This window comes from Albidovulum litorale, from assembly GCF_025751495.1.
Taxonomy (GTDB): Bacteria; Pseudomonadota; Alphaproteobacteria; order Rhodobacterales; family Rhodobacteraceae; genus Albidovulum; species Albidovulum litorale.
Genome location: NZ_JAOWKZ010000005.1, coordinates 39,449 through 63,010 on the forward strand (window position 1 = coordinate 39,449; position 23,562 = coordinate 63,010).

At 62.9% G+C, this 23,562-nt stretch carries 22 protein-coding genes and 1 tRNA gene; 7 read left to right on the forward strand and 16 right to left on the reverse strand.

Annotated elements, in window-relative coordinates; genetic code table 11:
* The first annotated feature begins 185 nt into the window (after positions 1-185).
* Positions 186-1,862: an alpha/beta hydrolase gene (locus tag OEZ71_RS18095; protein ID WP_263741482.1), complete on the forward strand. Its 1,677-nt coding sequence runs from the start codon at positions 186-188 to the stop codon at positions 1,860-1,862.
* Positions 1,863-1,921: 59 nt separating this feature from the next.
* Here the strand turns inward: OEZ71_RS18095 and OEZ71_RS18100 are convergent, their stop codons facing one another.
* On the reverse strand, positions 1,922-2,299 hold the full coding sequence (locus OEZ71_RS18100; RefSeq protein WP_263741483.1) for an META domain-containing protein: 378 nt from the start codon (positions 2,297-2,299) through the stop codon (positions 1,922-1,924).
* 46 nt (positions 2,300-2,345) lie between these two features.
* On the reverse strand, positions 2,346-2,855 hold the full coding sequence (locus tag OEZ71_RS20285) for a YbaY family lipoprotein (RefSeq protein ID WP_412175660.1): 510 nt from the start codon (positions 2,853-2,855) through the stop codon (positions 2,346-2,348).
* Between the two features lie 843 nt (positions 2,856-3,698).
* Here OEZ71_RS20285 and OEZ71_RS18105 point away from each other — a divergent pair.
* From OEZ71_RS18105 to OEZ71_RS18115, 3 genes are read left to right on the forward strand one after another with little or no spacing between them, the layout of a single operon-like run.
* On the forward strand, positions 3,699-4,025 hold the full coding sequence (locus tag OEZ71_RS18105) for a DUF3489 domain-containing protein (protein WP_263741484.1): 327 nt from the start codon (positions 3,699-3,701) through the stop codon (positions 4,023-4,025).
* Positions 4,015-4,425, forward strand: coding sequence for a DUF2924 domain-containing protein (locus OEZ71_RS18110; RefSeq protein ID WP_263741485.1), 411 nt, complete (start codon positions 4,015-4,017; stop codon positions 4,423-4,425). Before OEZ71_RS18105 ends, OEZ71_RS18110 begins: the two co-directional genes overlap by 11 nt.
* A complete protein-coding gene (locus OEZ71_RS18115; RefSeq protein WP_263741486.1) occupies positions 4,422-6,062 on the forward strand; it encodes a recombinase family protein in 1,641 nt (546 codons plus the stop codon). Before OEZ71_RS18110 ends, OEZ71_RS18115 begins: the two co-directional genes overlap by 4 nt.
* A gap of 172 nt (positions 6,063-6,234) precedes the next feature.
* Here the strand turns inward: OEZ71_RS18115 and OEZ71_RS18120 are convergent.
* Positions 6,235-6,309 (reverse strand) — tRNA-Gln (locus OEZ71_RS18120).
* Positions 6,310-6,406: 97 nt separating this feature from the next.
* Here OEZ71_RS18120 and OEZ71_RS18125 point away from each other — a divergent pair.
* Positions 6,407-7,582, forward strand: coding sequence for a BaiN/RdsA family NAD(P)/FAD-dependent oxidoreductase (locus OEZ71_RS18125; RefSeq protein ID WP_263741487.1), 1,176 nt, complete (start codon positions 6,407-6,409; stop codon positions 7,580-7,582).
* Between the two features lie 17 nt (positions 7,583-7,599).
* Here OEZ71_RS18125 and kdsA read toward each other — a convergent pair whose 3' ends face one another.
* From kdsA to OEZ71_RS18155, 6 genes are all read right to left on the reverse strand, one after another.
* Complete coding sequence (gene kdsA / locus OEZ71_RS18130; RefSeq protein ID WP_263741828.1) at positions 7,600-8,433, reverse strand: 3-deoxy-8-phosphooctulonate synthase; 834 nt, start codon at positions 8,431-8,433, stop codon at positions 7,600-7,602.
* A gap of 19 nt (positions 8,434-8,452) precedes the next feature.
* Positions 8,453-10,015, reverse strand: coding sequence for a capsule biosynthesis protein (locus OEZ71_RS18135; RefSeq protein ID WP_263741488.1), 1,563 nt, complete (start codon positions 10,013-10,015; stop codon positions 8,453-8,455).
* Positions 10,008-10,658 (reverse strand): ABC transporter ATP-binding protein, encoded by a 651-nt coding sequence (locus tag OEZ71_RS18140; RefSeq protein ID WP_263741489.1) that lies wholly within the window; start codon positions 10,656-10,658, stop codon positions 10,008-10,010. Before OEZ71_RS18140 ends, OEZ71_RS18135 begins: the two co-directional genes overlap by 8 nt.
* Positions 10,659-10,788: 130 nt before the next feature.
* Positions 10,789-12,042, reverse strand: a complete 1,254-nt coding sequence (locus tag OEZ71_RS18145) for a Na+/H+ antiporter NhaA (protein ID WP_263741490.1) — start codon at positions 12,040-12,042, stop codon at positions 10,789-10,791.
* Between the two features lie 79 nt (positions 12,043-12,121).
* Positions 12,122-13,162, reverse strand: a complete 1,041-nt coding sequence (locus tag OEZ71_RS18150) for a permease (protein ID WP_263741491.1) — start codon at positions 13,160-13,162, stop codon at positions 12,122-12,124.
* Positions 13,155-13,493, reverse strand: a complete 339-nt coding sequence (locus OEZ71_RS18155) for an ArsR/SmtB family transcription factor (protein WP_263741492.1) — start codon at positions 13,491-13,493, stop codon at positions 13,155-13,157. The genes OEZ71_RS18150 and OEZ71_RS18155 overlap by 8 nt, the downstream gene beginning before the upstream one ends.
* A 110-nt stretch (positions 13,494-13,603) precedes the next feature.
* On the opposite strand from OEZ71_RS18155, the gene OEZ71_RS18160 reads away from it, so the two are divergent.
* Positions 13,604-14,200 (forward strand): uracil-DNA glycosylase family protein, encoded by a 597-nt coding sequence (locus OEZ71_RS18160; protein ID WP_263741493.1) that lies wholly within the window; start codon positions 13,604-13,606, stop codon positions 14,198-14,200.
* A gap of 4 nt (positions 14,201-14,204) precedes the next feature.
* On the forward strand, positions 14,205-14,987 hold the full coding sequence (locus tag OEZ71_RS18165) for an SseB family protein (protein WP_263741494.1): 783 nt from the start codon (positions 14,205-14,207) through the stop codon (positions 14,985-14,987).
* A gap of 15 nt (positions 14,988-15,002) precedes the next feature.
* Here OEZ71_RS18165 and OEZ71_RS18170 read toward each other — a convergent pair whose 3' ends face one another.
* The 7 genes from OEZ71_RS18170 to OEZ71_RS18200 form a co-directional block, all read right to left on the reverse strand.
* The gene (locus OEZ71_RS18170; RefSeq protein ID WP_263741495.1) at positions 15,003-15,941 is read right to left on the reverse strand and encodes a 2-hydroxyacid dehydrogenase; all 939 of its coding nucleotides are present in this window, start codon (positions 15,939-15,941) and stop codon (positions 15,003-15,005) included.
* 1 nt (position 15,942) lies between these two features.
* On the reverse strand, positions 15,943-17,082 hold the full coding sequence (gene rodA / locus OEZ71_RS18175; RefSeq protein ID WP_263741496.1) for a rod shape-determining protein RodA: 1,140 nt from the start codon (positions 17,080-17,082) through the stop codon (positions 15,943-15,945).
* Positions 17,079-19,019 carry a penicillin-binding protein 2 gene (gene mrdA / locus OEZ71_RS18180; RefSeq protein ID WP_263741497.1) on the reverse strand — a complete coding sequence of 647 codons (1,941 nt, stop codon included), beginning with the start codon at positions 19,017-19,019 and terminating at the stop codon, positions 17,079-17,081. Before mrdA ends, rodA begins: the two co-directional genes overlap by 4 nt.
* Positions 19,016-19,555 carry a rod shape-determining protein MreD gene (locus OEZ71_RS18185; protein ID WP_263741498.1) on the reverse strand — a complete coding sequence of 180 codons (540 nt, stop codon included), beginning with the start codon at positions 19,553-19,555 and terminating at the stop codon, positions 19,016-19,018. The genes mrdA and OEZ71_RS18185 overlap by 4 nt, the downstream gene beginning before the upstream one ends.
* Positions 19,548-20,465, reverse strand: a complete 918-nt coding sequence (gene mreC / locus OEZ71_RS18190) for a rod shape-determining protein MreC (protein WP_263741499.1) — start codon at positions 20,463-20,465, stop codon at positions 19,548-19,550. The genes OEZ71_RS18185 and mreC overlap by 8 nt, the downstream gene beginning before the upstream one ends.
* Positions 20,466-20,499: 34 nt before the next feature.
* Positions 20,500-21,537 carry a rod shape-determining protein gene (locus OEZ71_RS18195; protein ID WP_263741500.1) on the reverse strand — a complete coding sequence of 346 codons (1,038 nt, stop codon included), beginning with the start codon at positions 21,535-21,537 and terminating at the stop codon, positions 20,500-20,502.
* Positions 21,538-21,716: 179 nt separating this feature from the next.
* Complete coding sequence (locus tag OEZ71_RS18200) at positions 21,717-23,276, reverse strand: 2-isopropylmalate synthase (RefSeq protein ID WP_263741501.1); 1,560 nt, start codon at positions 23,274-23,276, stop codon at positions 21,717-21,719.
* Positions 23,277-23,562: the final 286 nt, after the last annotated feature.

Sequence of the window (23,562 nt, forward strand, 5' to 3'; positions counted from 1 at the left end):
CGTTTGCACCATGCACTTTCACCATGAAGGCACAGGCTCTCGCACATGCGGTGCACCACATTGGCATTTTCGAATATAGCAGTGGGAAAATAAATGATTGCGTCGCTTCGCAAGTCTTTTGCGCGTCGGGCGGCCTCGTGACAAGGTCGGAACCGAGACGTCGAACCCAGGGTAAAAGAGGCAACATGAACAACGGGGAAATAGCCAGGATCATCGGCAAGGTCTCGGTGCCGTGCTTGCTTCTCGGGCTGCTCTTCTTTGCGGCCTCGCTGACCCCGTCGCTCATCCCGCGCGGACCGGCTGTGCAAGGACTCCTCGGCGGGCTTGTCATGGCGATCGGCTATTTGATCGGCCAGATCGGTGCGTTGCTCTGGCGGGCGGCCGATCTTCCGCAGTTGTCCGGGCGGCCGGCAAACGTCCTGACAACGGTGATCGCGCTTCCACTCCTGGCGGTCTTTCTTTGGGTACTTGGATCCAGTCTGCGGTGGCAGAACGACATCCGCGAAAAGGTGGGCATGGAAGACGCGGATGCGCTTCAACTCACCACAATCCTGTTGATCGCGTTTGCGACCTTTGCCATCGCTTTCGCCCTTGGACGCGCTGTCGCCTCACTGTTTCGCCTGATCCGATCAAGGTTCTATCGCATTATGCCACCGCGGCGCGCCAATGTGCTGGGGCTCATCGCGGTCGTGCTGATTTTGTTCGTGGTTACGCGCGATGGCATCGTCGATGAGGTCGTAACGGGCCTCGACGAAAGCTACGAAGCCGCCCAGGAGCTCTTCGAGAATGCCCCGCCTCCCCCCGGCGACCCACGCATGACCGGCAGCGCAGAGTCCCTGATCGATTGGGCATCCATGGGCAAGCCCGGGCGGGACTTCATCACCTCCGGCCCAACATCCGAGGATATCTCGGCCTTCACTGGTCGGCCCGCGCTTGATCCGATCCGCGTCTATGTCGGGCGCGCCAATGGCGAGACGCCCGAGGCGCGGGCCGAACTGGCGCTTGCCGAACTGATCCGGCAGGGTGCGTTCGACCGCGACGTTCTGATCGTGGCAAGCCCCACCGGAACCGGCTGGATGGACCCGGGATCCCACGATCCGGTCGAATACATGCATGGCGGCGATATCGCCACCGTCGCCGCACAGTATTCCTACCTGCAATCGCCGCTGGCTTTAATCCTGGAGACAAACACCGGGCTGGAACAGGCGACCGCGCTTCAGGATGTGGTGCATGGGTACTGGAAGACGTTGCCCGTCGATACGCGGCCCCGTCTATACGTTCACGGGCTGAGCCTGGGCGCCTGGTCGTCGATGCATGCCACGAACATGTTCCGACTGCTCGACGATCCCATCGACGGCGCCTTCTGGGCCGGTCCGCCCTTTCCCTCTGCCTTCTGGAAACACGTCCAGAACCAGCGCAATCCGGGCACACCCTGGGTCCTGCCGGAGATCGGGGACGGGTCACTGATCCGCTATGCGTCCCACACGGCGGATGCGTCCGAGGCCGCGGCGGAATGGGGGGACATGCGCATCGTCTTCCTGCAATATTCAAGCGACCCGGTCGTATTCTACGACCCCCGGTCGCTCTGGCGGGCGCCGCCCTGGATGCGGGATCCGTCGGCCGAGGACATGACGGAGCACTTCATCTTCATGCCCGTCGTGACGCAGTTCCAGCTGGCGCTCGACATGGCCCTGTCCTTTGGCGCGCCGCCCGGACACGGCCATGCCTACTTCGCGGAGGACTATATAGGGCCCTGGGTTCAGGTCACGGCACCCTCGGATTGGACACCCGAAGAAACACAACGGCTGAAGGCGCATTGCGATGTCGGCTACCAGCTCGGGTGCGCCAACCGGCAACCGTGATCTGGCGCGTCATGGCGCAGGTGCCCGGCTCTCGCGACGCCTGAAAACGGCCACGGCTGTCATTCGGGGGTTTCGACAAAATGCAAGACGGTGCGCCCGTCGAAATCCGTCATCACAAGACCCGCACCATAGCGCACGTAATCCGAAACCTGCGCGAGCGCCGCGAGGAAACGCCGCTCCTGCGCCTCTATCTCATAGGGGCAGGCCATCATGGTCCCGGCTATGTTTTCGAGAAAGGCAAGCCCGAGGCCGGATGGCTGCATCTGTCCCCGGAACCGATTGCAGCCTCCAAAGGCTGAGACATTCATCTCGTCGTCGATCATGAGCGTGGCCGGATCATCGTTGGGCCATGCTTGGCCAAAGACCTCCGTCACGGTCCAAGCCACACCCGAGATGCGGCGCGGCACCGCGACGTTCGTACCCGTGTCGGTCACCATTGTGAGCACGATATTGAACGCTGGTTGATCCGGCCCGGCCGGGAGCTCAAGCGTCTTGGTTGCACGGAACTGCTGCCGTCCATCCGGTGACAGGATACCCGGACTCACCGTCGACGCCCCGCGGGTCATAGCTCAGGGAAACGGTCATCGGGACTTCGGTCATCTCGAAACCCTGCGAAGCTATGGCACCGACGTGCCCGTCGGCGTTCACGACCTCAAGGAGCCGCACGTCGAGTTGCGCTACGGGGGAAACGCAATGCGTTCCCGAAAGGAAACCATCACCGAGAGCGTTTTCATCTGCGCCTCGGCGAATGTTGGGGCTGCCAAGAGCCACGAGAACAGTGACAGAACGCCGGAAAGCCCTCGCATGTTCTACATCCTTGCCCAAGCAACCCAGATTTTCGGAAACCGTTTCATTGTCCGCATATTCAAGTCTACGAGACTCATTTCGAGATGGGTAGCTTACTCGCGCCCGTTTTGGTTTCACGCAATACCGCATGCTGTAGCAAAAGCACAAAGGAAGGAGTTGCTCGCATGTTTGCGCCTGCGGCCGCATCACGGCGTAGTCGCTCAGTATCTCCTCGATCGCCGATCCCTCGGGCAGCAGAGCCAATTGCTGAGCCGCCCGCGCCTGGAACTCCCTGCTGTGTTCGACGACAGGCGTAAAGGCCCAGAGATTGCCAAGGTCGGAAGCGCCCGTTGCACAGTCGGTCAGCGAGATCGTCGCGAGAACGAGGACGACGCGCCGCCGCCTCGAGCATCCGTCGTCTTATGGACACCGCTCAAATCGACCTCCTTCTTTCCGACATCAATGTGTGGCCGTTCAGCGCTAAGGCGAGATCAATTCACTGGCCTGTTGACCATATGATCGTCAGGGAACTCGCATACGAAGGTTGATTGCTAAAGAGCGCGACGGGACGCGAAATCACGCGATCGAAACATGAACATATTTTGCACACGACTTTCCGCAAGCTCTTGAAATCCTGTCAAAATCGTTACCATCCATCACCGGACAAATTTTACTGCGGTCCGATAGCAGCTCTTTGGCCAAGTTCAGACCTCGTAGTTAGAGCAAAGATCGGCTGTTTCGAGAGCCGACCTGCGGCAGCGCAGAATAGAACACGGTTCTGGCTCCGCCGCGGTGTCCGCTTTTTGAACGTCGGCCCGACAGTCTCGCGACCGCAGCGAAAGTCGGCTTTCCCGAATTCCGAACGCTATTTTGCGGGCGCGGCGAACTTCCGGTTTCCGCCCTTCCGGTCGAATTGACTGGACTTCGTGCTGCGCCAGAGCGGTAGTGATACAGGCCCGATCGAAAGGGCCACGTCTCCGCCCGGGGTTGTCCGGGCTCATGTCAGTAGCAGGGGCAGGGCGCTCCTGTGACCTAAGACAGGAGATGACCATGACCACAGTGACCACCAACGCAAGACCCCGGCGCAAGGCTCTCGCGAAGCCACCCGCCGAACGTATCACCAAGAAGGGCCAATTGATCCGTATGCTCGGCAGCGCGGCGGGCGCCGATGTCGCTGCGATCAGCGCGAAGCTTGGCTGGCAGGCCCACACGGTCCGGGCGGCGCTGACCGGGCTGCGCAACGCCGGCCATGATGTCGTTGCCGAGAAGCCGGGGCAGGGGAAGCCAACCCGCTACCGGATCGTAGGAACGCCAGCCGCCACGGTGTCACCGGACCCCGCAGCCACGGATGCCCACGAGACCGCCGATGCCCGGTAAGGCCGATCCGGATCGCGCCAGGCTGCGGCAGGACTGGGAGGAGGCTTTCGGGTCTCCTCCGCCCGCCTATGCTTCGGTCGCCTTCCTGCGTAAGGCCATCGCCTATGAGGCGCAGGTGAAACGTCATGGCGGACTGCCTGCCGCCACCCGGCGCGCGCTCAGCCAGATTGCGTCGGGCAAGCCGGTCGAAGAGGCGGCGCGGAGACGGTTGCGGCCCGGCGCGCATCTGGTGCGGGACTGGAACGGGCGGAGCTACCAGGTCGAGGTGCAGGAGAAAGGCTTCCGGCTTGATGGCAGGACCTGGCCCTCGCTCTCGGCCATCGCGCGGCACATCACCGGCACTAGCTGGTCGGGACCGCGCTTCTTCGGACTCAATGATCGAACCGGAGGCAAGGGATGAAGAAGATCCGCTGCGCCATCTATACGCGGAAGAGCTCGGAAGAGGGGTTGGAGCAGGAATTCAACTCGCTCCATGCGCAGCGGGAAGCCTGTGCCGCCTATGTCGCCAGCCAGAAGGCGGAAGGCTGGGTGCTGCTGCCAACGCAATACGACGACGGCGGGATTTCGGGCGGCACGCTGGAGCGCCCGGCCATGCAGCAGCTTCTCGCCGATATCGATGGCGGGTTGGTCGATCAGATCGTGGTCTACAAGATCGACCGGCTCACCAGGTCGCTCGCCGACTTCGCGAAGATCGTCGAGCGGCTGGATGCAGCGGGGGCCTCCTTCGTCTCGGTGACGCAGAGCTTCAACACGGCAACCAGCATGGGGCGGCTGACGCTCAACATGCTCCTCAGCTTCGCGCAGTTCGAGCGCGAGGTGACGGCCGAGCGGATCAGGGACAAGATCGCGGCCTCCAAAAGGAAGGGGCTGTGGATGGGCGGCTATGTGCCTCTGGGTTACGACGCCGACGGGCGGACGCTCAAGATCAATCCCGAAGAGGCGAAGGCGGTGCGGACACTTTACGATCTCTACCGCGACTACGGCACGATCCGGGAGGTCAAAGTGGCTGCAGCGGTGCTGAGCCTTCGGTCCAAAAGCAGGACAAACGCGGGTGGCCGCATGCAGGGCGGGATCCCCTTTGATCGCGGTCACATCCATCACATCCTGACGAACCCGCTCTATGCCGGGAAGATCCGCCACAAGGGACAGGTCCATGATGGTCAGCACCCGGCCATCATCGACCCGGATGTTTGGAGGGCGGTGCAGGCGCAACTGACCGTCGAGGCAAGGAAACCCCGCGCCCGGAAGGCATCGTCCACTCGTTCGCTACTCTGCGGCAAGATTTATGATGAAACCGGCGACCGGTTCACGCCCTCGCATTCCCGGACCCGGGCCGGTGCACGGTTACGCTATTACATCTCTCACCGTTTGGCGGCGCGCAGCGGCGAGGCGGGTGTCTCCGGATGGCGGCTGCCAGCGGAAGAGCTGGAGGCTCGGGTCGAATCCATAGTCCGGGATCTGCTTGCTGATGCTTCCGTGCCTGCACGCCTCGTGACCGCGCCGGACACCGATGAGATCGCGACGCTGAGGTCCAGGCTGGTGGAGTTGAGCGGCGAGGCCGGTCGAGCGGATCTTCTGAACCTCATTGGCCGCATCGACATTGTGCCAGGGCACTTGATGCTCGAACTCGATGCAGCTGCGCTGGCCGGGCATCTGGCGCTGGACGTGGATCGGTTGGACGCAGATGCACTCGCGAAGTCAGTGCCGTTCCAGCTGCGCAAGCGGGGAGTGGAGACAAAGCTGGTGCTGGCCGATGCCCCCGCCGGGCGCGATGACACCCTGGTCCGCAACATCGCCCGCGCGCATCACTGGTTCGGGCAACTCCGGGCCGGGCGCAGCTTCGACGAGATCGCGGAGTCCGAGGGCACATCCAGGCGTCGCGTTCAGCAGATGATCGATCTCGCCTTCCTTGCCCCGGACATCATCCGCGATGTGCTCGACGGCAAGCAGCCGATCGGGTTTACCTCCGACTGGTGCCTGCGGCACGAGCTTCCGTCCGACTGGTCAGAGCAACGAACGCTGCTCGCTTCGCTCTGATTGTACCCTCTCACACCTCGTATCGCGAAAAGGCCGGACGCAGACTTTGGCCAATTTGAGCGTCCGTTCTCGCTGCCCTGGCGGTCTGTGCAAACGCCCCTGCCGCGCAAGTCGCGGAAAACGCGCGACTATCCGGGGTCAACCTCGCACCGTCTCGAATTGCGGAACTGGGTGGCTGGGGCGGTAGGATTCGAACCTACGGTGCGCGGTACCAAAAACCGGTGCCTTACCACTTGGCTACGCCCCAACGGTGCGGGTTCTTACCCAAGGCGGCTCTGCCCTGCAAGACCAAATTCGTCGAATTGTGCCGTTGTGCCTCGGGGTTTTCCGGTATACCGGCCCGCATGGAAACGACAGACGTCATAATCATCGGGGCCGGCGCTGCCGGAATGATGTGCGCGGTGGAGGCTGGGCGTCGTGGGCGGCGGGTGGTTGTTCTGGACCATGCCCGAAATCCGGGCGAGAAGATCCGGATTTCGGGCGGCGGCCGCTGCAATTTCACGAATCTGGAGGCTCCGCCTGAGCGGTTTCTTTCCGGCAATCCCCGGTTCGCGATCTCGGCCCTCAAACGCTTCACGCCTGCTGATTTCATATCCCGCGTCGATGCGGCGGGAATCGCCTGGCATGAAAAGACGCTCGGCCAGCTTTTCTGCGATGGCAGTGCGCGACAGATCGTCGATCTGCTGGTGCGCGACATGGTGGCGGCTGGCGTGGATCTGAGATTAGGGACCGGGATTTCGGCGGTTTCCCGCGATGGCGGGTTTCTGGTCGAAACCTCAGGCGGCACGATCCGGGCCGAAAGCCTTGTGCTGGCCACGGGGGGCAAGTCGATACCGAAGATGGGTGCAACGGGTTTTGCCTACAGGATCGCCGAACAGTTCGGGCTTGCCGTCACCGAAACCCGCCCGGCTTTGGTACCCTTGACGTTCGCGGAGCAAGATCTTGAGAAACTGCGCCCCCTTGCCGGGGTGTCGGTCGAGGCGCGCGTGACGCTTGGCCGGACCGCCTTCGAGGAGGGGCTTCTGTTCACCCATCGCGGTCTTTCTGGCCCGTCGATTCTTCAGATCAGTTCCTACTGGCGCGAGGGGGACAGCCTGACGGTCGATCTGGCGCGGGGCTGCGATGTTGCCGGCGCGTTGAAGGCGCAGCGGGGTGCGGGCGGGCGCATTGCGGTTCTGACAGCGCTTGGCCGGTATGTGCCTGAGAAGGTCGGCGACATGGTCCTTGAGGCGGCCGGGATTTCCGGGCGGCTTGCAGATCAGTCGAATTCCGTGCTCGATCGGATCGGCGATGCGGTGAACCGCTGGCAGGTCAAGCCGGTTGGGTCAGAGGGGTATCGCACCGCCGAGGTAACGCTGGGTGGGATCGATACGGGAGGGCTCGACGCGCGGACGATGGAGGCCCGCACCGTTCCGGGGCTCTATTTCATCGGCGAGGCGGTGGATGTGACCGGCTGGCTTGGTGGCTATAATTTTCAATGGGCCTGGTCGTCAGGATGGGCGGCGGGGCAGGCGGTGTAATCAGTCTGTCGGTGGCACTACACCCGCACTGGATCAGCCTTCGCAATCCGGTCGAGTGCCATCAGCGTGTCGATGAGTTTCGGCATCTGGTCGAGCGGGATCATGTTCGGCCCATCGGAAGGCGCGGTGTCGGGCGCTTCATGTGTCTCGATGAAAACCCCCGCGATGCCGAGGCTGACCGCGCAACGGGCCATGGCGGGGGCGTATTCGCGCTGGCCGCCGCTGGAACCGCCCTGACCGCCCGGTTGCTGCACCGAATGGGTTGCATCCATGATCACCGGGTAGCCGGTCTTGGCCATCCTCGGCAGCGAGCGCATGTCGGCGACCAGCGTATTGTAGCCGAAACTCGCGCCGCGTTCGGTCAGGAGGATGTTTTCATTGCCCGTGCTCGCGACCTTGGCCGCGACATTGTCCATGTCCCATGGTGCAAGAAACTGGCCCTTCTTGATGTTGATGACGCAGCCGGTTTCACCCGCCGCAAGCAGCAGGTCGGTCTGACGGCAGAGAAAGGCCGGGATCTGGATTACATCGACGACTTCGGCTGCGATACGCGCCTGTTCGGCATCATGGATATCGGTCAGGACCGGCATGCCGAGCGCCGTGCGCACGCCTTCGAGCACTTTAAGCCCCGCATCCATCCCGATTCCGCGCTTGCCTTTCAACGACGTGCGGTTCGCCTTGTCGTAGCTGGCCTTGAAGATGTACTGCGCCCCGGCCTTTGCGCAGGCCTCGGCCATCGTGCCGGCGATCATCTGCGCGTGATCGGCGCTTTCCAACTGGCAGGGACCCGCGATCACGGTCAGCACCCGGTCGTTGCCGACGGTCAGCCCGCCGACGGCCACTTCCTTCATCTCGGTCATCTCCGGCTCCTTACGAGGTCGCCTGTTCCCGCAGGATCGAGGCGGTCAGTGACATCACGAGGTAAATGCCACCGAAGATCAGAAAGGCCAAGACCGTGTTTTCGAAAGCGCGGGGATAGGTCGCCTCGTCCGGGGCGACCGGCCGGACGCTGGGTTCAAGATAGCGGACCTGACGATTGGCCTCGATCCGGGCGGTTTCAAGTTGTTGCAACGCCTGCGCCAGCATGAGTTGGCGGGTCTGCAGATCGGCCTCGGCGATCCTCAGCTTGCCGGTCACCTGCGCAAGTGAGACGCCGCCAGCGCCGCCTTCGGTCAATTGCGCCCGCAAGCCCGCGATCAGCTGTTCAAGCCGTTGAACATCGCCTTCCACACCCTTCACACGGGCCTGGTTGGGGCGGGCATTGTCCAAAAGCTGCTGCAGTTCCAGCCGCTTTTTTTGCAATTCAATTTCGAACCCGTTGATCTGGGTCATCACCGAACCGCTTTCGGTCGCCGGGTCGAGGATGCCCAATTCCTCCTGCAAGGCCAGCACGCGCTGCTGCGCTTCGCTTACCTTGCGTTCGGCATCGTCATAGCTGTCGCGTGCGCCCTGCATCTGATCCTCGCGCAGACGGGACGAAAGCTGGTCCACCTGCTCTTCGGCATAGCCGATCAGCGCCTCGGAGAAGGTCTGGCTGACATGGGGATCGGCGGCGATGATCTCCATCTTGATGATGCCTTCGGTCGGGTCGTAGCCGATCTTGACGTTGCGCTTGTAGAGTTTGTAAGCGGCCTCGTTCGTGGCGTCCGCGTCCAGCCGCTGCAGCGGGTCGATGGATGGCTGACTGAAATGCGCCTTGAAGCCATGGTCCTGATCGAGACGGAGCATGGCATCCCGCGATTGCAGATAGCCTTGGACGTTGATCGAATCCTGCGATGTGGCGAACTGTGTTCCCCGGAACATCGAGCCGATATTCGCAGCCTGCCCTTCGCTCTGCTGGATGATGAATTCGCTGTAGGTCGCGTAGAGGGGCGTCGCCAACTTGAAGTAGTACCAGCCGACGACGATCGTCGGTACCAGCACGAATGCGGCAAGCCGGGCAAGCAGCATCCTGAAGTTGCGGCGGCGGCGGCGGACGATATCGCGCTGAATCTGCTGGATCGCCGATGCGCGATCATCCTGCTCAAGGGGGCGGCCAGGAACGCCGGGCGGTTCGGGCAGGGTCTGCGGCAACTGAATGCGCCCTGCCTGATCCGGACCCGGCCGGTCGCCTTCGATGAGTTGCATGACCTGCGAAGGCTGGAACGGGTCGATCCCGCGTTTCCGCAACAATCGTACAGCGTCGAAATCGTCGGCCGCTTCGATGCCGTTTTTCTGGGCAACGCGCCGGGCGGTTCTGAGCTGGCGGCCGGTCAGCCCCTCGGCGCGAATTGCGGCCAGATCCTCAGCGGTACTTTTCGGTGCCGCGGGTTGTTCGGCCGTTGGAAACTTCTGATCGCCAAAACCGTCATCGGGCGGCGCGAGCGGTTCGGAAGCCGGTGTCGCCGGCGGCCGGTCACTGGGGCGAATACGAAACCTTTGGGCCTTAAGCATAGTCGTACATCCGTTTCGCTTCTTCCAGCGTGTCGAACATGTGCAGCCGACCGTGCCGCAATACAGCGGCGCTGCGGCAGAATTTTTCCAGCGTCCCGGCCTGATGCGACACGACGATCACCGTTGCGGTCTTGAGCCGGTCACGCAGTACCGTGCCCGCCTTGCGGTTAAATTCCACGTCCGTGGTGCCGGGCATGCCTTCATCGATCAGGTAGATATCAAATTCCATCGCGAGGAGAAGCGAGAACGTGAACCGCTGCTTCATCCCGGAACTGAATGTTCCGACCGGCATGTCGAAGTACTCCTCGATCCCGCAGAGCCAACGGCTGAACGCCTCCACATAGTCGGGGTCGAGCCCGTAGAGACGGGCAATGAACCGCGCGTTTTCGCGGGCGGTGTGCTTGCCGACAACGCCGCCCATGAAGCCAAGCGGGAAGGAAACGCGGCAGGATTTGCGAACGGTCCCCTCATCGGGTTTTTCCAGCCCTGCCATCATGTTGATGATCGTGGTCTTGCCCGCGCCGTTCTCGGCAAGGATGCCCAAAGAATTGCCTAGTTCAACGCGGAAGGACGCCTGATCAAGAATGACCTTGCGCTGTTTTCCGGTCCAGAAGGACTTGCTGACATTCTCGAATTCGAGCATCCGTTGGCCCTGGCGCTGCTCTGCCTGCCTGTATCGTTAGGCGATGATCGTTAACATAGCAGCTACAATCACATCTTGCCCGGATTATGGCGGCACAGGCGCATTTTAAAGGGCGCCCGTGCCGCAAATGTCAGCCGTTGACCTTCTCGACCCGGAAGGCCTTACCCGCAATGATGGACAGGACCGCCGCGCCGAAGGAGAAGAGCGCACCCATCTTGGCGGCATCCTGAACCGGTCCGGCCGGGAAGGCGACCGAGGCGACAAAGAGCGCAACGGTGAAGCCGATGGCGGCGACGAAACCGATTACGACGAGGTCGACCGACCGCATGCCCTGCGGCAGGCCGAGTTTCATCGGATAGGCGGCGAACCAGCCGAACAGGAAGATACCGACAGGCTTGCCGATGATCAGCCCCAGGAGCACCAGCCACGTCGGCTCGGCAATCGCCGAGAACTCCACGCCCGCGTTCAGAAGGCCGAAGAAGAACAGGACAAACTCCACCGGGTATTTCAGATGATGCTCGATCCAGTTCAAAAGGTCGGTGAGGTACTGTTCGGCCTCGGCGAAGATACCGAAGGCGCGATCAGCATGCGGGATCGCCGGCACGATGGGCAGAAGGCCAAGCGCGGGGTGGATGCCCGATTCCTGAAAACCGTACCAGCTCAGGCAGCCGGCGATGAGATAGGGCCAGAACGACAGCTTCTGCCGAACCCAGGTGGAGTTCGGGCGCAACTGGTTGCCCCGGTCAAGGCGACGCGGCAGCCAGTTGGCCAGCACGAAGACGGCAAAGGCCGCGCCGAAGGACAGGATCAGCCATTCCGGTGCAAGATCACCAGATGGATAGAAGATCGCCAGAATAATCAGTCCCGCCGCATCGTCGGCAATAGCCAGCAGCAGCAGGAAGCGGATCGCCGGGTGCCCGGCGCCAAAGACCATGCGGCCGACAAGGTAGGAAAACGCGATATCGGTGGCGGTGGGGATCGCCCAGCCACGGCTCACCGTCTCATAGACACCCAGAACGGCGGCAAGGCCAAGATACACGGCGATCGGGCCGAACATGCCGCCTGCGGTCGCGATCAGGGGCGTCATCGCCTTCTTGCCGCGAAGCGAGCCGTTTTCGAGGATGATCGCCTCCCACACTTCCTTCGCCGCGATGGCGAAGAAGAAGGCCATGCCGATGTCGTTGACGAGGTAGTGCAGCGTCAGCGTCCGGGTGATCTGGCCGCCTTCCTCATGCGCATGGCCGATGAAGAAGTGATCGACGATCACGAAGTCGACGAAGTGGTGGTAACTCGACGCGTCGATATTGGCCCATATGAGCGCGATCAGGGCCCCGGCGATCAACAGCAGAGAATAGTTGGTGACGTAATTCCAGACGCGATACATGCGCGTGCCCCCTCCCGCTTTGGCCCTGTTTTCCCGGACTTATCGGAAAACAGGTCTAGGAGCAACGGTTTGGAAGGCGTCAGGCGATGGCCTGCCAGACCAGCCCGGCGATGATGGAACCCACGAAGGCATAGCCGAGATAGGCGGCGAATATGCGGGGTTTCACCAGCGCCCAGACGGCGATAGCGGCGGGGATGCAGCTGACGCCGCCGGCCAGCATGAAACTCATCGCGGCCCCTTTCGACATGCCCTGTTCCAAAAGTGCGTCAACCAGTGGCACGGCGGCATAGCCGTTGAGATAGGCGGGTGCGCCGACCAGTGCGCCAAGCACGATGGGGCCGATCCCGCTGCCGCCAAGTACGCCCGCGATCCAGTCGGCGGGGATGTAGCGGATCATCACGGCCTCGACGGCATAGGCGAGCGTCAGCCATTTTAGAAGGAAAACGGCGTTTTCGGTGGCGGCCGAGCGGAATGTGTCGCGTCGGTCCGGATCACTCCAGAACCGCCAAACCGGCTTGCCCGACATGGGCTTTTCCGTGCCGCAGCAAGAGCTTCCGCAGGCCGGTGCCGGTTTCTTGCGAAGGGGATCGCGGAAGACCGGTGTTGCGGCAAAGGCCATCGTGCCGAACCCGCCCAACAGCCCAAGCCCGATCGCTGCGGCGGTTTTGGCGGCGGCGAAACCGAACCCGAGTGTGCCCGCCGTGATCGCGAACATCGCAGGATCCATCAATGGGGACGCCAGCCAGAAAGCCATAACAGCGCTCAGGGGCGCGCCGAGCGCGAGGAGGGCGGCGATGAAGGGGATGACCTCACAGGAACAGAAGGGCGCAAGCCCGCCCATCATCGCCGCCAGAACGATCATCCGCGTCTTACGGCCCTCGAAGGCGCGGGCGACAAGAGTCTCGGCCCCGGTCGCCTTCAGGTAGCCGATGGCAAGGACGGCGAAGGCGATGAATGGCGCGGTCGAAACAATCGCGCCACCAGTGAAGCGGATGGTTGGCCAAAGGGCATAAAGGTCGAAGAGCGCGACCGTGGCCAGCAGGACCGACAGTGCTATCCATGCGCCGTCGACGGGCAGGCGCGAATGGCTGTGGTCGTGCGAATGGGTGGTTTCAGCCATGGCGATGCCCCGGTTGGTTGCTGTCGGCGCAGCATTCGTTCAGAAGGAATTTCGACAGGGCCCGGACCTGTTCATAGGCCACTGCGGCGCAGATGATCGACCGTCCCTGTTTCGTCTGCGTCACCAAGCCGGCCTGAGCGAGGATCTTCATGTGATGGGTCAATGTCGATCCAGTCACACCCGCCCGTTCGCCCAGCGTGCCGATGGTCAGCCCGTCCGGCCCCGCGCGCACCAATGTACGCAGGACGGCGAGCCGTTGTTCGGAACCAAGCGCCGCGAAGGTCGAGGCGGCGATTTCGACGGAGAGGTCATCGGTGGTCACATGTTTCATGTTTCTAGAATTATCGAAATGACTGAGTCGCGCAAGGAAAATTTCGATGATTATCGAAATGATGTGATTGCGCCTTTTCCTCACCGGGTCGTCGCGGCAGAGTGCGGGCCATGGCTCTGACCGACGACATATCCGCCTGCCGCCTCTGCGCCGAGGATTTCGCGCGGACCGCAACGGCGCATGTACCGCGCCCGGTGGTCTGGTTCCGCCCTTCAGCGCGGGTCCTGATCGCCGGGCAAGCACCCGGCGCGCGGGTGCATGAGAGCGGTCGGCCTTTCACCGATCCGTCAGGCGACCGGCTGCGCGACTGGCTGGGGCTCGATCCGCAGGGCTTTTATGACCGCGAGACGGTGGCCATCGTGCCCATGGCCTTCTGCTTTCCGGGCTATGACGCCAAGGGGTCGGACCTGCCGCCGCCGAAACGCTGCGCCGCGCACTGGCATGCGCGGGTGATGGCAGGCCTGCCGAATGTCCGGATCCTCTTCCTTGTCGGGGGTTATGCCCATCGCTGGCATCTCGGCGCATCGGCCGTAAAAGGTGGCGTGACCGAGACCGTGAAACGCTGGCGCGACCATGCGCCGCGCGTCTTTCCCTTGCCTCACCCGTCCTGGCGCAATACCGGCTGGCTGAAACGCAACCCGTGGTTCGAGGCAGAGCTTCTGCCAGAGGCCCGCGCACGGCTGGCCGAGGTGCTGACCAGTGACTGAAACGATGCTTGACCGTGCCCATCGGGCGATGGAGGCCGCGCCAGGGGACGATGCGGCGCGGCTGAGATTCTATGAGCGGCTGGCCGATGCCGAGCTTTTCCTGCTGCTGGAAGCCGAACCCAAGGGCGAAACCGTCGCCCCGCAGGTCTTTCCCCTTGACGAGGGGCGGTTCGCGCTGGCCTTCGACACCGAGGAACGGCTGGCCGAATTCACCGGCGCGCCCGCGCCTTATGCCGCGCTGCCGGGCCGGGTGATCGCGCGGGCGCTGGCGGGGCAGGGTGTGGGGCTTGGCCTCAATCTCGGGGTTGCACCTTCAGCTTATCTGATGCCGACGGAGGCGCTCGGCTGGCTTGCGGGAACCCTCGATCACACACCCGATCAGGCCGAAGGTTGGATCGCCTCCGTCTCGGCCCCGCAGGGACTGCCCGAGGCGGTAGTGGCCGCACTGGATGCGAAACTCGCGGGGCTCGCCGGGCTCGCCCGCGCCGCGCATCTGGTCGCCGTCGGGTATGGCGACGCGCGGCGCGGCCATCTTCTGGCGTTCGAGGGCGCTGTGGAAGGGGCAGAGGCCGCGCTCGCCAAGGCGGTTTCGGAGGCTTTGGTCTTTTCGGGGATCGAGGCGGGCGAGATCGACGTGGCTTTCCCGGGCGCGGAAGACCCTCTCACCTTACGCATTGCCCGGGTTTCGTTACGGTTCGACTTGCCGGTGCCTGAGGCTGAGACCGTGCAGGTTGTCACTCCCGCCGCACCGGGCATGAATCCGGCACGTCCACCCAAACTCAAATAGGCCGGTCTGGCCGCTTTAATACCCGCGCGACCTGTCCACGAGGTGCAGGAATGGTTCGTCCGCCTCACCGCGCCGGATGTTCTCGGCAATGACTTGAGACGAACTCGAGGGCCGCGTGTCAGCGGCGATGTGCGGGGTCACGGTGACCTTCGGATGCGCCCAGAACGGATGGTCCGCCGGCAAGGGCTCGGTCCGGAAAACGTCGAGCGTGGCATGGCCAATCTGACCCGCATCAAGGGCAGCAAGCAGCGCGTTATCGTCGATCAGGGGCCCGCGCCCGGGATTTATGATCACCGCCCCTTTCGGCATCATCGCCAACCGCTCTGCATTTATCAGGTCGCGGGTCTCGTCCGTCAGCGGCAAAAGAAGAACAGCGATTTCGGCGCGTGAGAGGACATGTTTTAGCCCTGCCTCCTCCGAATGGCATTCGATACTGTCAATGGTCTTGGGGCTGCGGCTCCAGCCCATGACAGGGAAATTCAGAGCGGTCAGCGCCCGCGCCGAGGCCTGCCCCAGCTCACCAAGCCCCAGCATGGCAACCGGACGCTCGCGGGCCAAAGGCGGCAGTACCGAATTGCGCCAGACGCCATCCTGTCCATGGATATGGGCATCCATCCCCAGATGATGGCGCAGGACATGGCCAACCACGTATTCCACCATGCCTTCGGTCAGGCCCCAGTCGACCATGCGCGCAAGGGGCTGGGTCAGGGTCGGGTTGGTCACTAGACGCTCCACCCCCGCCCAGAGGTTCAGAACCGCCTTGCAGTTCACGTAAGGCCCGAAATCCTCGATGATCCCCCCCGGCGCGAAAACGATATAGTCGACCGAAAGAGGGTTATCGGCCCGGTCGGACATCGCGACGTCCAGCCCGGCTTCCGCAAAGGCGGTGTTCAGGGGATCTCGGTACTCTTCCCAGTTGGCGGGACCGGCGGCGAAGAAGACGGTTACGGGCATGTTACCTCGGACGGTGGATATGGGCGCTTTGCACAAGGCCGAACCCGGCCAGAAGGATGATCATCGCGGTTCCGCCATAAGAGACAAGCGGCAGGGGCACGCCGACGACCGGCATCAGCCCCGTCACCATCGACATGTTTACCATGAAGAACAGAAAGAAGGTGCTGCTGACCCCCAGTGTCAGAAGCGCCGAGAACCTGTCGCGGTTCGCCAGCGCCGACTGGATACAGAAGACAAGGATCAGCACGTAGAGCATGAGGAGCGAGAAGGCGCCGATAAAGCCGAATTCCTCTGCAAGCGTGGTGAAGATGAAGTCGGTGTGCTTTTCCGGCAGGAAGTTCAGCCGCGACTGGGTTCCCTGCATGAACCCTTTGCCCGCCCAGCCGCCAGAACCAAGCGCGATCTGCGCCTGCGTGATGTTGTAGCCCGCGCCGAGCGGATCGGCTGACGGGTCAAGGAAGGTGTCGATCCGGCGGAACTGGTAGTCCTTGATCAGTTGCCAGTCGGTGCCGCGGCTTTCGATCACGGTAAAGATCAGCGCCACGCCAAGCGCAATGACGGTGCCGAAATACCAAAGGCTGACGCCCGCGAGGAACATCACGATGCCCCCCCCGGCCAGAAGCAGGATTGCGGTGCCGAGATCGGGTTGCTTCAGGACGAGGAAGGTGGGCACAAGGATGATTGCGACGGGGATAATCACCCAAAGCGGATGCGACACCTTCTTGACGTCGAGCCAGTCGTAATACGCGGCCAGAAACATGACGAGCGCGATCTTCATTAGTTCCGAGGGTTGCAGGCGCAAGGGGCCGATTTCCAACCAGCGCTGTGCCCCCATGCCGATATCGCCGAAAAACTCCACCGCCACGAGCAGCAGTAGCGAACCGAGATAGGCGACGGCGGACACGTTGCGCCAGAACCAGATCGGTACGAATCCAATCATCAGCATGCCGACGATCCCGATCGCGAAACGCTTCATCTGCGGTTCGGCCCAGACCTCGATCCGGCCGCCAGCCACCGAATAAAGCATGAGAAAGCCGACCGAGGCGACAGCCGCCAGCAGCAGGACCAGAGGCCAGTTGACATGCAGGACCTTCCGCAGGCCCGACGGCACCGTCTTGACGTTGTACTCCAGATAACTCATGCGCGCGACCGCCCACCGCTGGGGCCTTCTGGGTCGAGAAGCTGCAGTTTCTCGCGCTCCGCCTCGATCCGGTTGCGCTGGTCGGCGGGATAGGCTGCAAGGGGGGGTGTCCCGCCATGAAGCGCCTGAAGCACGATATCGCGGGCGATGGGTGCCGCCGCCGTTGACCCGCCGCCGCCATGCTCGACCACGACCGAAACCGCGACCTTTGGCGCATCAAACGGCGCGTAGCAGACGTAAAGTGCGTGGTCGCGGCGTTCCCAGGGCAGGTCTTCATTGCGGAAAACCCCGCGCGCCCGTTCGGCAGCAGTGATGTTGCGGACCTGGCTGGTGCCGGTCTTGCCGGCCATCCGCATCGTATCGTCGACGATACGAGAGCGATAGGCGGTGCCGCTCTGCGAATTGGAGACGTCGAACAGGCCCTGGCGGACAGCGCGCAAAGCTGCATCACTGAGGCCCAGCGGCGGGGCCTCCGCCAGCGGCACGTCGACCCCATCGACGGCCCGAACCAGACGCGGTTCGATCGCGCGGCCGCTGGCCACCCTTGCCGTCATCACGGCAAGTTGCAGCGGAGAGGCCAGCACATAGCCCTGACCGATGCCGGAATTGAGCGTATCGCCGACAAGCCAGGACTTGCCATATTTCGCTAGTTTCCAGTTTTTGTCCGGTGCGAGCCCTTCGGAAATCGCCGACATCGGCAGATCGAAGCGGGTGCCGATCCCGAGTCGCCTAGCCATCTCGGCCATTTTGTCGATGCCAACGCGCTGGGCGACTTCGTAGTAATAGACGTCGCAGGACTTCTCCAGGCTCTCGGTCATGGCAACATAACCGTGGCCGCCACGTTTCCAGCAATGGAACCGGCGGTTGCCAAGCTGGGTATAGCCCGGGCAATAGACGGTTTCGCTGGGGCTGATGACACCCGCTTCCATTGCGGCCAGCGCGGTCACGATCTTGAAGGTTGAACCGGGCGGGTAGGCGCCCTGCACGGTCTTGTCAGCCAGCGGGCGGTGATCGTTTTCCGTCAGCGCCCGGTAATCGGGGCCGGAAATGCCGCGCACGAACAGGTTCGGGTCGAAGCTGGGCGAGGAGTTGATCGCGAGGATGTCGCCGTTCTGCACATCAATGACGACGGCGGCGGCACTTTCCGCGCCCAGACGGGCTTGTGCGTAGTTTTGCAGGCGGTGGTCGATCGTCATGCGGACATTTGCGCCGGGGTCGCCTTCCTGTCGCCCCAGTTCCCGCATGACCCGGCCCGAGGAGTTGACCTCAATCCGTCGCGAACCGGCCTTGCCGCGCAGGTCGGCCTCCAGCTTGGCCTCAACTCCGATCTTGCCAATCTGGAACCGCGGGATCTTCAGCAGTGGGTCCGGGTCCTCGATCTTCGACAGGTCGTAATCGCTGACCGGGCCGACATAGCCGAGGACATGGGCGAAATCGCCACCTTGCGGATAGAACCGTGAAAGTCCGACCTCGGTTGTGATCCCGGGAAGGGCAGGGGCGTTGACGGCAACGCGGGAAAACTCCTCCCAGCTCAGTCGGTCGGCGATGGTGATCGGCAGGGTGGGCGTGCGTGCGGCTTCTTTCAGCGTTCGCTCCCGGTCGTCATCAGTTAGCGGGATAAGCTGGGCCAGTTCGTCGAGAACCGCCGAGGTATCCCCCGCATCTTCCTGAATAACGGTGATGCGGTAGTTCTGCTCGTTGCCGGCGATCACCGTCCCGTTACGGTCCTGAATCAATCCCCTGGCGGGTGGCAGGAGGCGGACCTTGATCGAATTTTCCTCGGCAAGAAGCAGAAACTCGTCAGCTTGGTCGACCTGGAGGTACCGCATTCGGAAGGCCAGCGTGCCGACAAAGACCGCCTGAAGCGACCCGAGCAGCATCGCGCGTCGGCCAATGCGGCGGTGGCTTTCCTGTGCGTCGCGCGGAGAACGTCTCATATCCGGCGCCCCAAAGTATCGACCTCACCCGTTGCCGTCCTGCGGACCCCAAGGACGAAGAGAGTGGCCAGAACGATGAACGGATAGGCGACGATTGTGGTAATCACCTGAAGAATGACCGGTCCGAATTCTGCCTGCGGCACGAGGAACAGCGCAAGTATGAGCCAGTTCACGATTGCCATGGCCAGGATCAGGGCGCCGGTCACAGCCCATTCGACAACGAAGGGAAGATCACGCAACAGTGCCTCGCGGGATCGCAGGAATTCCGTGCCCAGAAGCACGATCAGCGCCCAGAGGCCCGGTGGCCGCATCGCGAGGATGTCTTCGATCAGAAAGACGATCACAATCAGCAGCGCAGGCGCATAGTCGGGGCGCCGATGAACCCAGGCCAGCGCGAGACACAAGATTAGATCGGGCCCCGGAAACCTCGCGGGCAGGGCGCTCAGCGGCAGGAGCCGCACGAAAAGGACCGCTGCGGCAAGGGCAAGGAACAGGCTGCGATAGCTGAACCTGGAGGCGGCGGCCGGATCAACCATCTCCGGCCTCCGCTGGTGCCGGGGTCTCCGCAGCCTCTGTATCCGGCGCAATAGGTGGCGGGATCAGGCGGCCCGCCTCGGTAATCTGTTCGGCCGGGTGACTGCGCAGGACCCGAAGGAAGTTCAGCCGCTCGTAGTCAGCGGCAAGCGCCACGCGAAGCCGCTGGTCGGTGCCAAGCGTGACCTGCCCGACGAGCAGCCCTGCCGGAAAGACCCCGCCATCGCCCGAGGAAATCACCCGGTCGCCGGGGCGGACCTGTTCCGGCGCTTCCAGAAACTCAACCGGCGGAGAGTGGGAATTGTCCCCCACGAGCATCGCCTTCTGGCCCGAGGGCTGGATCACGACCGGGATGCGGCTCGATGCGTCGGTCAGAAGTATCACCCGAGCGGTGGTCTGGCCGACACCCGAGATGCGACCGACGAGGCCCAGCCCGTCCATGGTCGCCCAGCCATCGACGATCCCGTCGCGCGATCCGACATTCAGAAGAACAGACTGGCGGAAGGGCGACCCGGCATCGGCCAGCACGACACCCGAAACCGAGGTCAGTTTCGGGTCGAGCCGGACCTGGTTTTGCGCCAATAGCTTGGCGTTTTGCTGCTCTAGCTGAACGGCGGCTTCTTTCCAGGCCTTCATCTGCTGCAATTCGCGGCGCAGTTCCTGGTTCTGGTCATAAAGCGCGGCGTAGGACTGGAACCCGTCGACCATATCCATGAACTTGGTCACCGGCACCAGCGCCCATTCCATGTTCGGCACGACCCGGTCGATGACGGCCGCGCGGAACCGTTCAACGCGTGGGCTGTCGATGCGCCAGATCAGGAAGATGACGGCTAGCAGGAAGATAAGCGCAGAGACCAGCACCCGGCGCAGCGGGCGCTTGAATTCGGCTTCGGTGTTGCGGTCTCGTGCCACAGTCGGCCTCGTCGTCGGGCGCTGGGGTCAGGTCTCAGCTGTCGTAATCTATCACATGCCGGAGTTGTTTTTCATATTCCAGTGCCTTGCCGGTGCCGAGGGCAACACAATTCAGGCACTGGTCGGCGATGGAGATCGAGAGGCCGGTCTGTTCGCGAAGCGCGAGGTCAAGCTCGCCCAAAAGCGCGCCGCCGCCGGTCAGCATCACGCCACGATCGACGATATCGGCGGCCAGATCGGGGGGCGTCGCTTCCAGCGCGATCATCACCGCCTCGCAGATCGCCTGCACAGGTTCGGCCAGAGCTTCGGCGATCTGGGCCTGGTTGATCTCCACTTCCTTCGGTACGCCGTTCAGCAGGTCGCGGCCGCGGATCTGCATGCTGGCGCCACGACCGTCGTCCGGCATACGTGCCGTGCCAATGGAGGTCTTGATGCGCTCGGCCGTGCTTTCGCCGATCAGAAGGTTCTGCTGGCGGCGCAGGTGGCTGATGATCGCCTCATCCATGCGGTCGCCGCCGACGCGGACCGAGCGGGCATAGACGATGTCGCCGAGCGAGAGCACCGCAACCTCGGTCGTGCCGCCACCGATATCGACGACCATGGAGCCGGTCGGATCGGTGATCGGCATCCCCGCGCCGATGGCCGCCGCGATCGGTTCGGCGATGAGCCCCGCGCGCCGCGCGCCAGCCGATAGGACCGACTGCCGGATAGCCCGCTTCTCGACCGGGGTGGCGCCGTGCGGCACACAGACGATGATCTTCGGCTTGGAGAAGGTGGTGCGGCGATGGACCTTGCGGATGAAGTGCTTGATCATCTCCTCGGCGACGTCGAAATCGGCGATGACGCCTTCACGCATCGGCCGGATCGCCTCGATGGAACCCGGGGTGCGGCCCAGCATCAGTTTCGCATCCTCGCCTACGGCCAGAACCTGTTTCTTGCCGTCCTTGACATGATAGGCCACGACCGAAGGCTCATTGAGGATGATCCCCTTGCCCTTCACATAGACGAGCGTGTTCGCCGTCCCCAGGTCGATCGCCATATCGGCCGAAAACAGCCCACCCCAACTTGCCATCGTTCTTCCCACTCCAAACAGATTGCGGCCCGCGACTCGGGGGACGCAGGCCGGTAACCCTTATAGGCGTGGGCGGTAAAATGCGAAAGGGGGCGGCGGAATGCGTATTGCAGCATTCCGCCATGCTTCACTTATCGAACATTTTTAGCTGAATTAGCGGTTATGGCCGTACAAAATTTTCACGAAACCGACTTTAACTCTTCCGGCTTGGTCTTGGCCCGTCTCACGATCAGGTTGTTCAGCGCGCTGACATAGGCCTTGGCGCTGGCCACGACCGTATCGGTATCCGACGACTGGCCGGTGACGATCTTGCCGTCTTCCTCCAGCCGGACCGACACTGTCGCCTGCGCATCCGTGCCCTCCGTCACCGCATGGACCTGATAGAGCGCGAGCCGCGCGTTGTGTGGGAAGATCCGCTTGATGGCGTTGAACGTGGCGTCGACGGGGCCGTCACCCTGCGCCGTCACTTGCTGATCCTTGCCCTCGACGGTCAGGATGAGGTCGGCCGATTGCGGTGCCTCGGTGCCGCAAATCACGCGCAGGAACTTGACCTGCATATGGTCCCCGGCACCCTCGGATGCCTGATCGCTCATCAGCGCGATGATGTCCTCATCATAGACTTCCTTCTTGCGGTCAGCGAGTGCCTTGAACCGCACGAAGACGTCGTTGAGCTGGTTGTCGGCGAGGTCATAGCCGAGATCGTTCAGTTTCGACCGCAAGGCGGCGCGGCCCGAATGCTTGCCCAGCGGCAGCGAGGTTCCGGCGAGGCCGATATCCTGCGGCCGCATGATCTCGAACGTCTCGGCGTTCTTCAGCATCCCGTCCTGATGGATGCCGCTTTCATGGGCAAAGGCGTTCTTGCCGACGATGGCCTTGTTGTACTGCACCGGAAAGCCCGAGACGGCGGCGACGCGGCGCGAGATGTTCATGATCTTCGTCGTGTCGATCTGCGTGTAAAACGGCATGATATCGTTGCGGACCTTCAGGGCCATCACGACCTCTTCCAGCGCCGTATTACCCGCGCGTTCACCCAAGCCGTTGATCGTGCATTCGATCTGCCGCGCACCCGCCTCGACCGCGGCCAGCGCATTGGCCGTCGCCATGCCGAGGTCGTTGTGGCAATGGGTGGCGAAGACGACCTCATCGGCGCCGGGCACCTTGTCGATCAGCATGCGGATCAGGTCGGCGCTTTCGCGCGGCGCGGTATAGCCGACCGTATCGGGGATGTTGATCGTCGTGGCGCCCGCCCTGATCGCGATTTCCACCACGCGGCAGAGGTAATCGTGCTCGGTCCGCGTGGCATCCATCGGCGACCACTGGACGTTGTCGCAGAGGTTGCGGGCATGGGTCACGGTGTCGTGGATGCGTTCGGCCATCTGGTCCATGTCCAGATTGGGGATGGCGCGGTGCAGGGGCGAGGTGCCGATGAAGGTGTGAATTCGGGGCCGTTTCGCGTGTTTCACCGCTTCCCAGCAGCGGTCGATATCCTTGAAGTTGGCGCGCGCGAGGCCGCAGATCACGGCCTGTTTCGCCTGTCTGGCGATCGCCGTGACGGCCTCGAAATCCCCCTCCGAGGCAATCGGGAACCCGGCCTCGATGATATCAACGCCCATCTCGTCGAGCATCTCGGCAATTTCGAGTTTTTCCTCGTGTGTCATCGTCGCGCCGGGCGATTGTTCCCCGTCGCGCAGCGTCGTGTCGAAGATCACCACACGGTCTTGCTTGGTCTTTTCGGTCATTGTCCTGATCTCACTTGTCTACCTTAGCTTTGCCTGGCGCAGGGTCACCTCTGAGCGGTCGCGCCGGGTGGCACGCTCAGAGGCGGCTAAGGAGGAGAAGGGCACGAAGTGACCGGGCGCGCGATGCACCTTGGGCGGTCGTGATATGAAAGCTCCGTGTCATGGGGCGTGACTATAGCGATGGAGGGAGAAAGGAAAAGCGGAAATTTCGGGCGGTTGGATCAAGGCTGCAAGGTGGTATTCAAACCACCCCCGCCCGGGGCAGGCATGGGTCAGCAAACCGTCG

Bases quoted from the DNA above. Each gene is read 5' to 3' on its own strand.
- rodA (WP_263741496.1), bottom strand. From the start codon at position 17,082: ATGAGTTATCTGGAGTACAACGTCAAGACGGTGCCGTCGGGCCTGCGG.
- OEZ71_RS18110 (WP_263741485.1), top strand. From the start codon at position 4,015: ATGCCCGGTAAGGCCGATCCGGATCGCGCCAGGCTGCGGCAGGACTGG.
- kdsA (WP_263741828.1), bottom strand. From the start codon at position 8,433: ATGAAGGAAGTGGCCGTCGGCGGGCTGACCGTCGGCAACGACCGGGTG.
- OEZ71_RS18165 (WP_263741494.1), top strand. From the start codon at position 14,205: ATGCTTGACCGTGCCCATCGGGCGATGGAGGCCGCGCCAGGGGACGAT.
- OEZ71_RS18105 (WP_263741484.1), top strand. From the start codon at position 3,699: ATGACCACAGTGACCACCAACGCAAGACCCCGGCGCAAGGCTCTCGCG.
- OEZ71_RS18115 (WP_263741486.1), top strand. From the start codon at position 4,422: ATGAAGAAGATCCGCTGCGCCATCTATACGCGGAAGAGCTCGGAAGAG.
- OEZ71_RS18145 (WP_263741490.1), bottom strand. From the start codon at position 12,042: ATGTATCGCGTCTGGAATTACGTCACCAACTATTCTCTGCTGTTGATC.
- OEZ71_RS18200 (WP_263741501.1), bottom strand. From the start codon at position 23,276: ATGACCGAAAAGACCAAGCAAGACCGTGTGGTGATCTTCGACACGACG.
- OEZ71_RS18195 (WP_263741500.1), bottom strand. From the start codon at position 21,537: ATGGCAAGTTGGGGTGGGCTGTTTTCGGCCGATATGGCGATCGACCTG.
- OEZ71_RS18140 (WP_263741489.1), bottom strand. From the start codon at position 10,658: ATGCTCGAATTCGAGAATGTCAGCAAGTCCTTCTGGACCGGAAAACAG.
- OEZ71_RS18125 (WP_263741487.1), top strand. From the start codon at position 6,407: ATGGAAACGACAGACGTCATAATCATCGGGGCCGGCGCTGCCGGAATG.
- OEZ71_RS20285 (WP_412175660.1), bottom strand. From the start codon at position 2,855: ATGCGGCCGCAGGCGCAAACATGCGAGCAACTCCTTCCTTTGTGCTTT.
- OEZ71_RS18100 (WP_263741483.1), bottom strand. From the start codon at position 2,299: ATGGTGACCGACACGGGTACGAACGTCGCGGTGCCGCGCCGCATCTCG.
- OEZ71_RS18135 (WP_263741488.1), bottom strand. From the start codon at position 10,015: ATGCTTAAGGCCCAAAGGTTTCGTATTCGCCCCAGTGACCGGCCGCCG.
- OEZ71_RS18095 (WP_263741482.1), top strand. From the start codon at position 186: ATGAACAACGGGGAAATAGCCAGGATCATCGGCAAGGTCTCGGTGCCG.
- OEZ71_RS18160 (WP_263741493.1), top strand. From the start codon at position 13,604: ATGGCTCTGACCGACGACATATCCGCCTGCCGCCTCTGCGCCGAGGAT.
- OEZ71_RS18185 (WP_263741498.1), bottom strand. From the start codon at position 19,555: ATGGTTGATCCGGCCGCCGCCTCCAGGTTCAGCTATCGCAGCCTGTTC.
- mrdA (WP_263741497.1), bottom strand. From the start codon at position 19,019: ATGAGACGTTCTCCGCGCGACGCACAGGAAAGCCACCGCCGCATTGGC.
- OEZ71_RS18155 (WP_263741492.1), bottom strand. From the start codon at position 13,493: ATGAAACATGTGACCACCGATGACCTCTCCGTCGAAATCGCCGCCTCG.
- OEZ71_RS18170 (WP_263741495.1), bottom strand. From the start codon at position 15,941: ATGCCCGTAACCGTCTTCTTCGCCGCCGGTCCCGCCAACTGGGAAGAG.
- OEZ71_RS18150 (WP_263741491.1), bottom strand. From the start codon at position 13,162: ATGGCTGAAACCACCCATTCGCACGACCACAGCCATTCGCGCCTGCCC.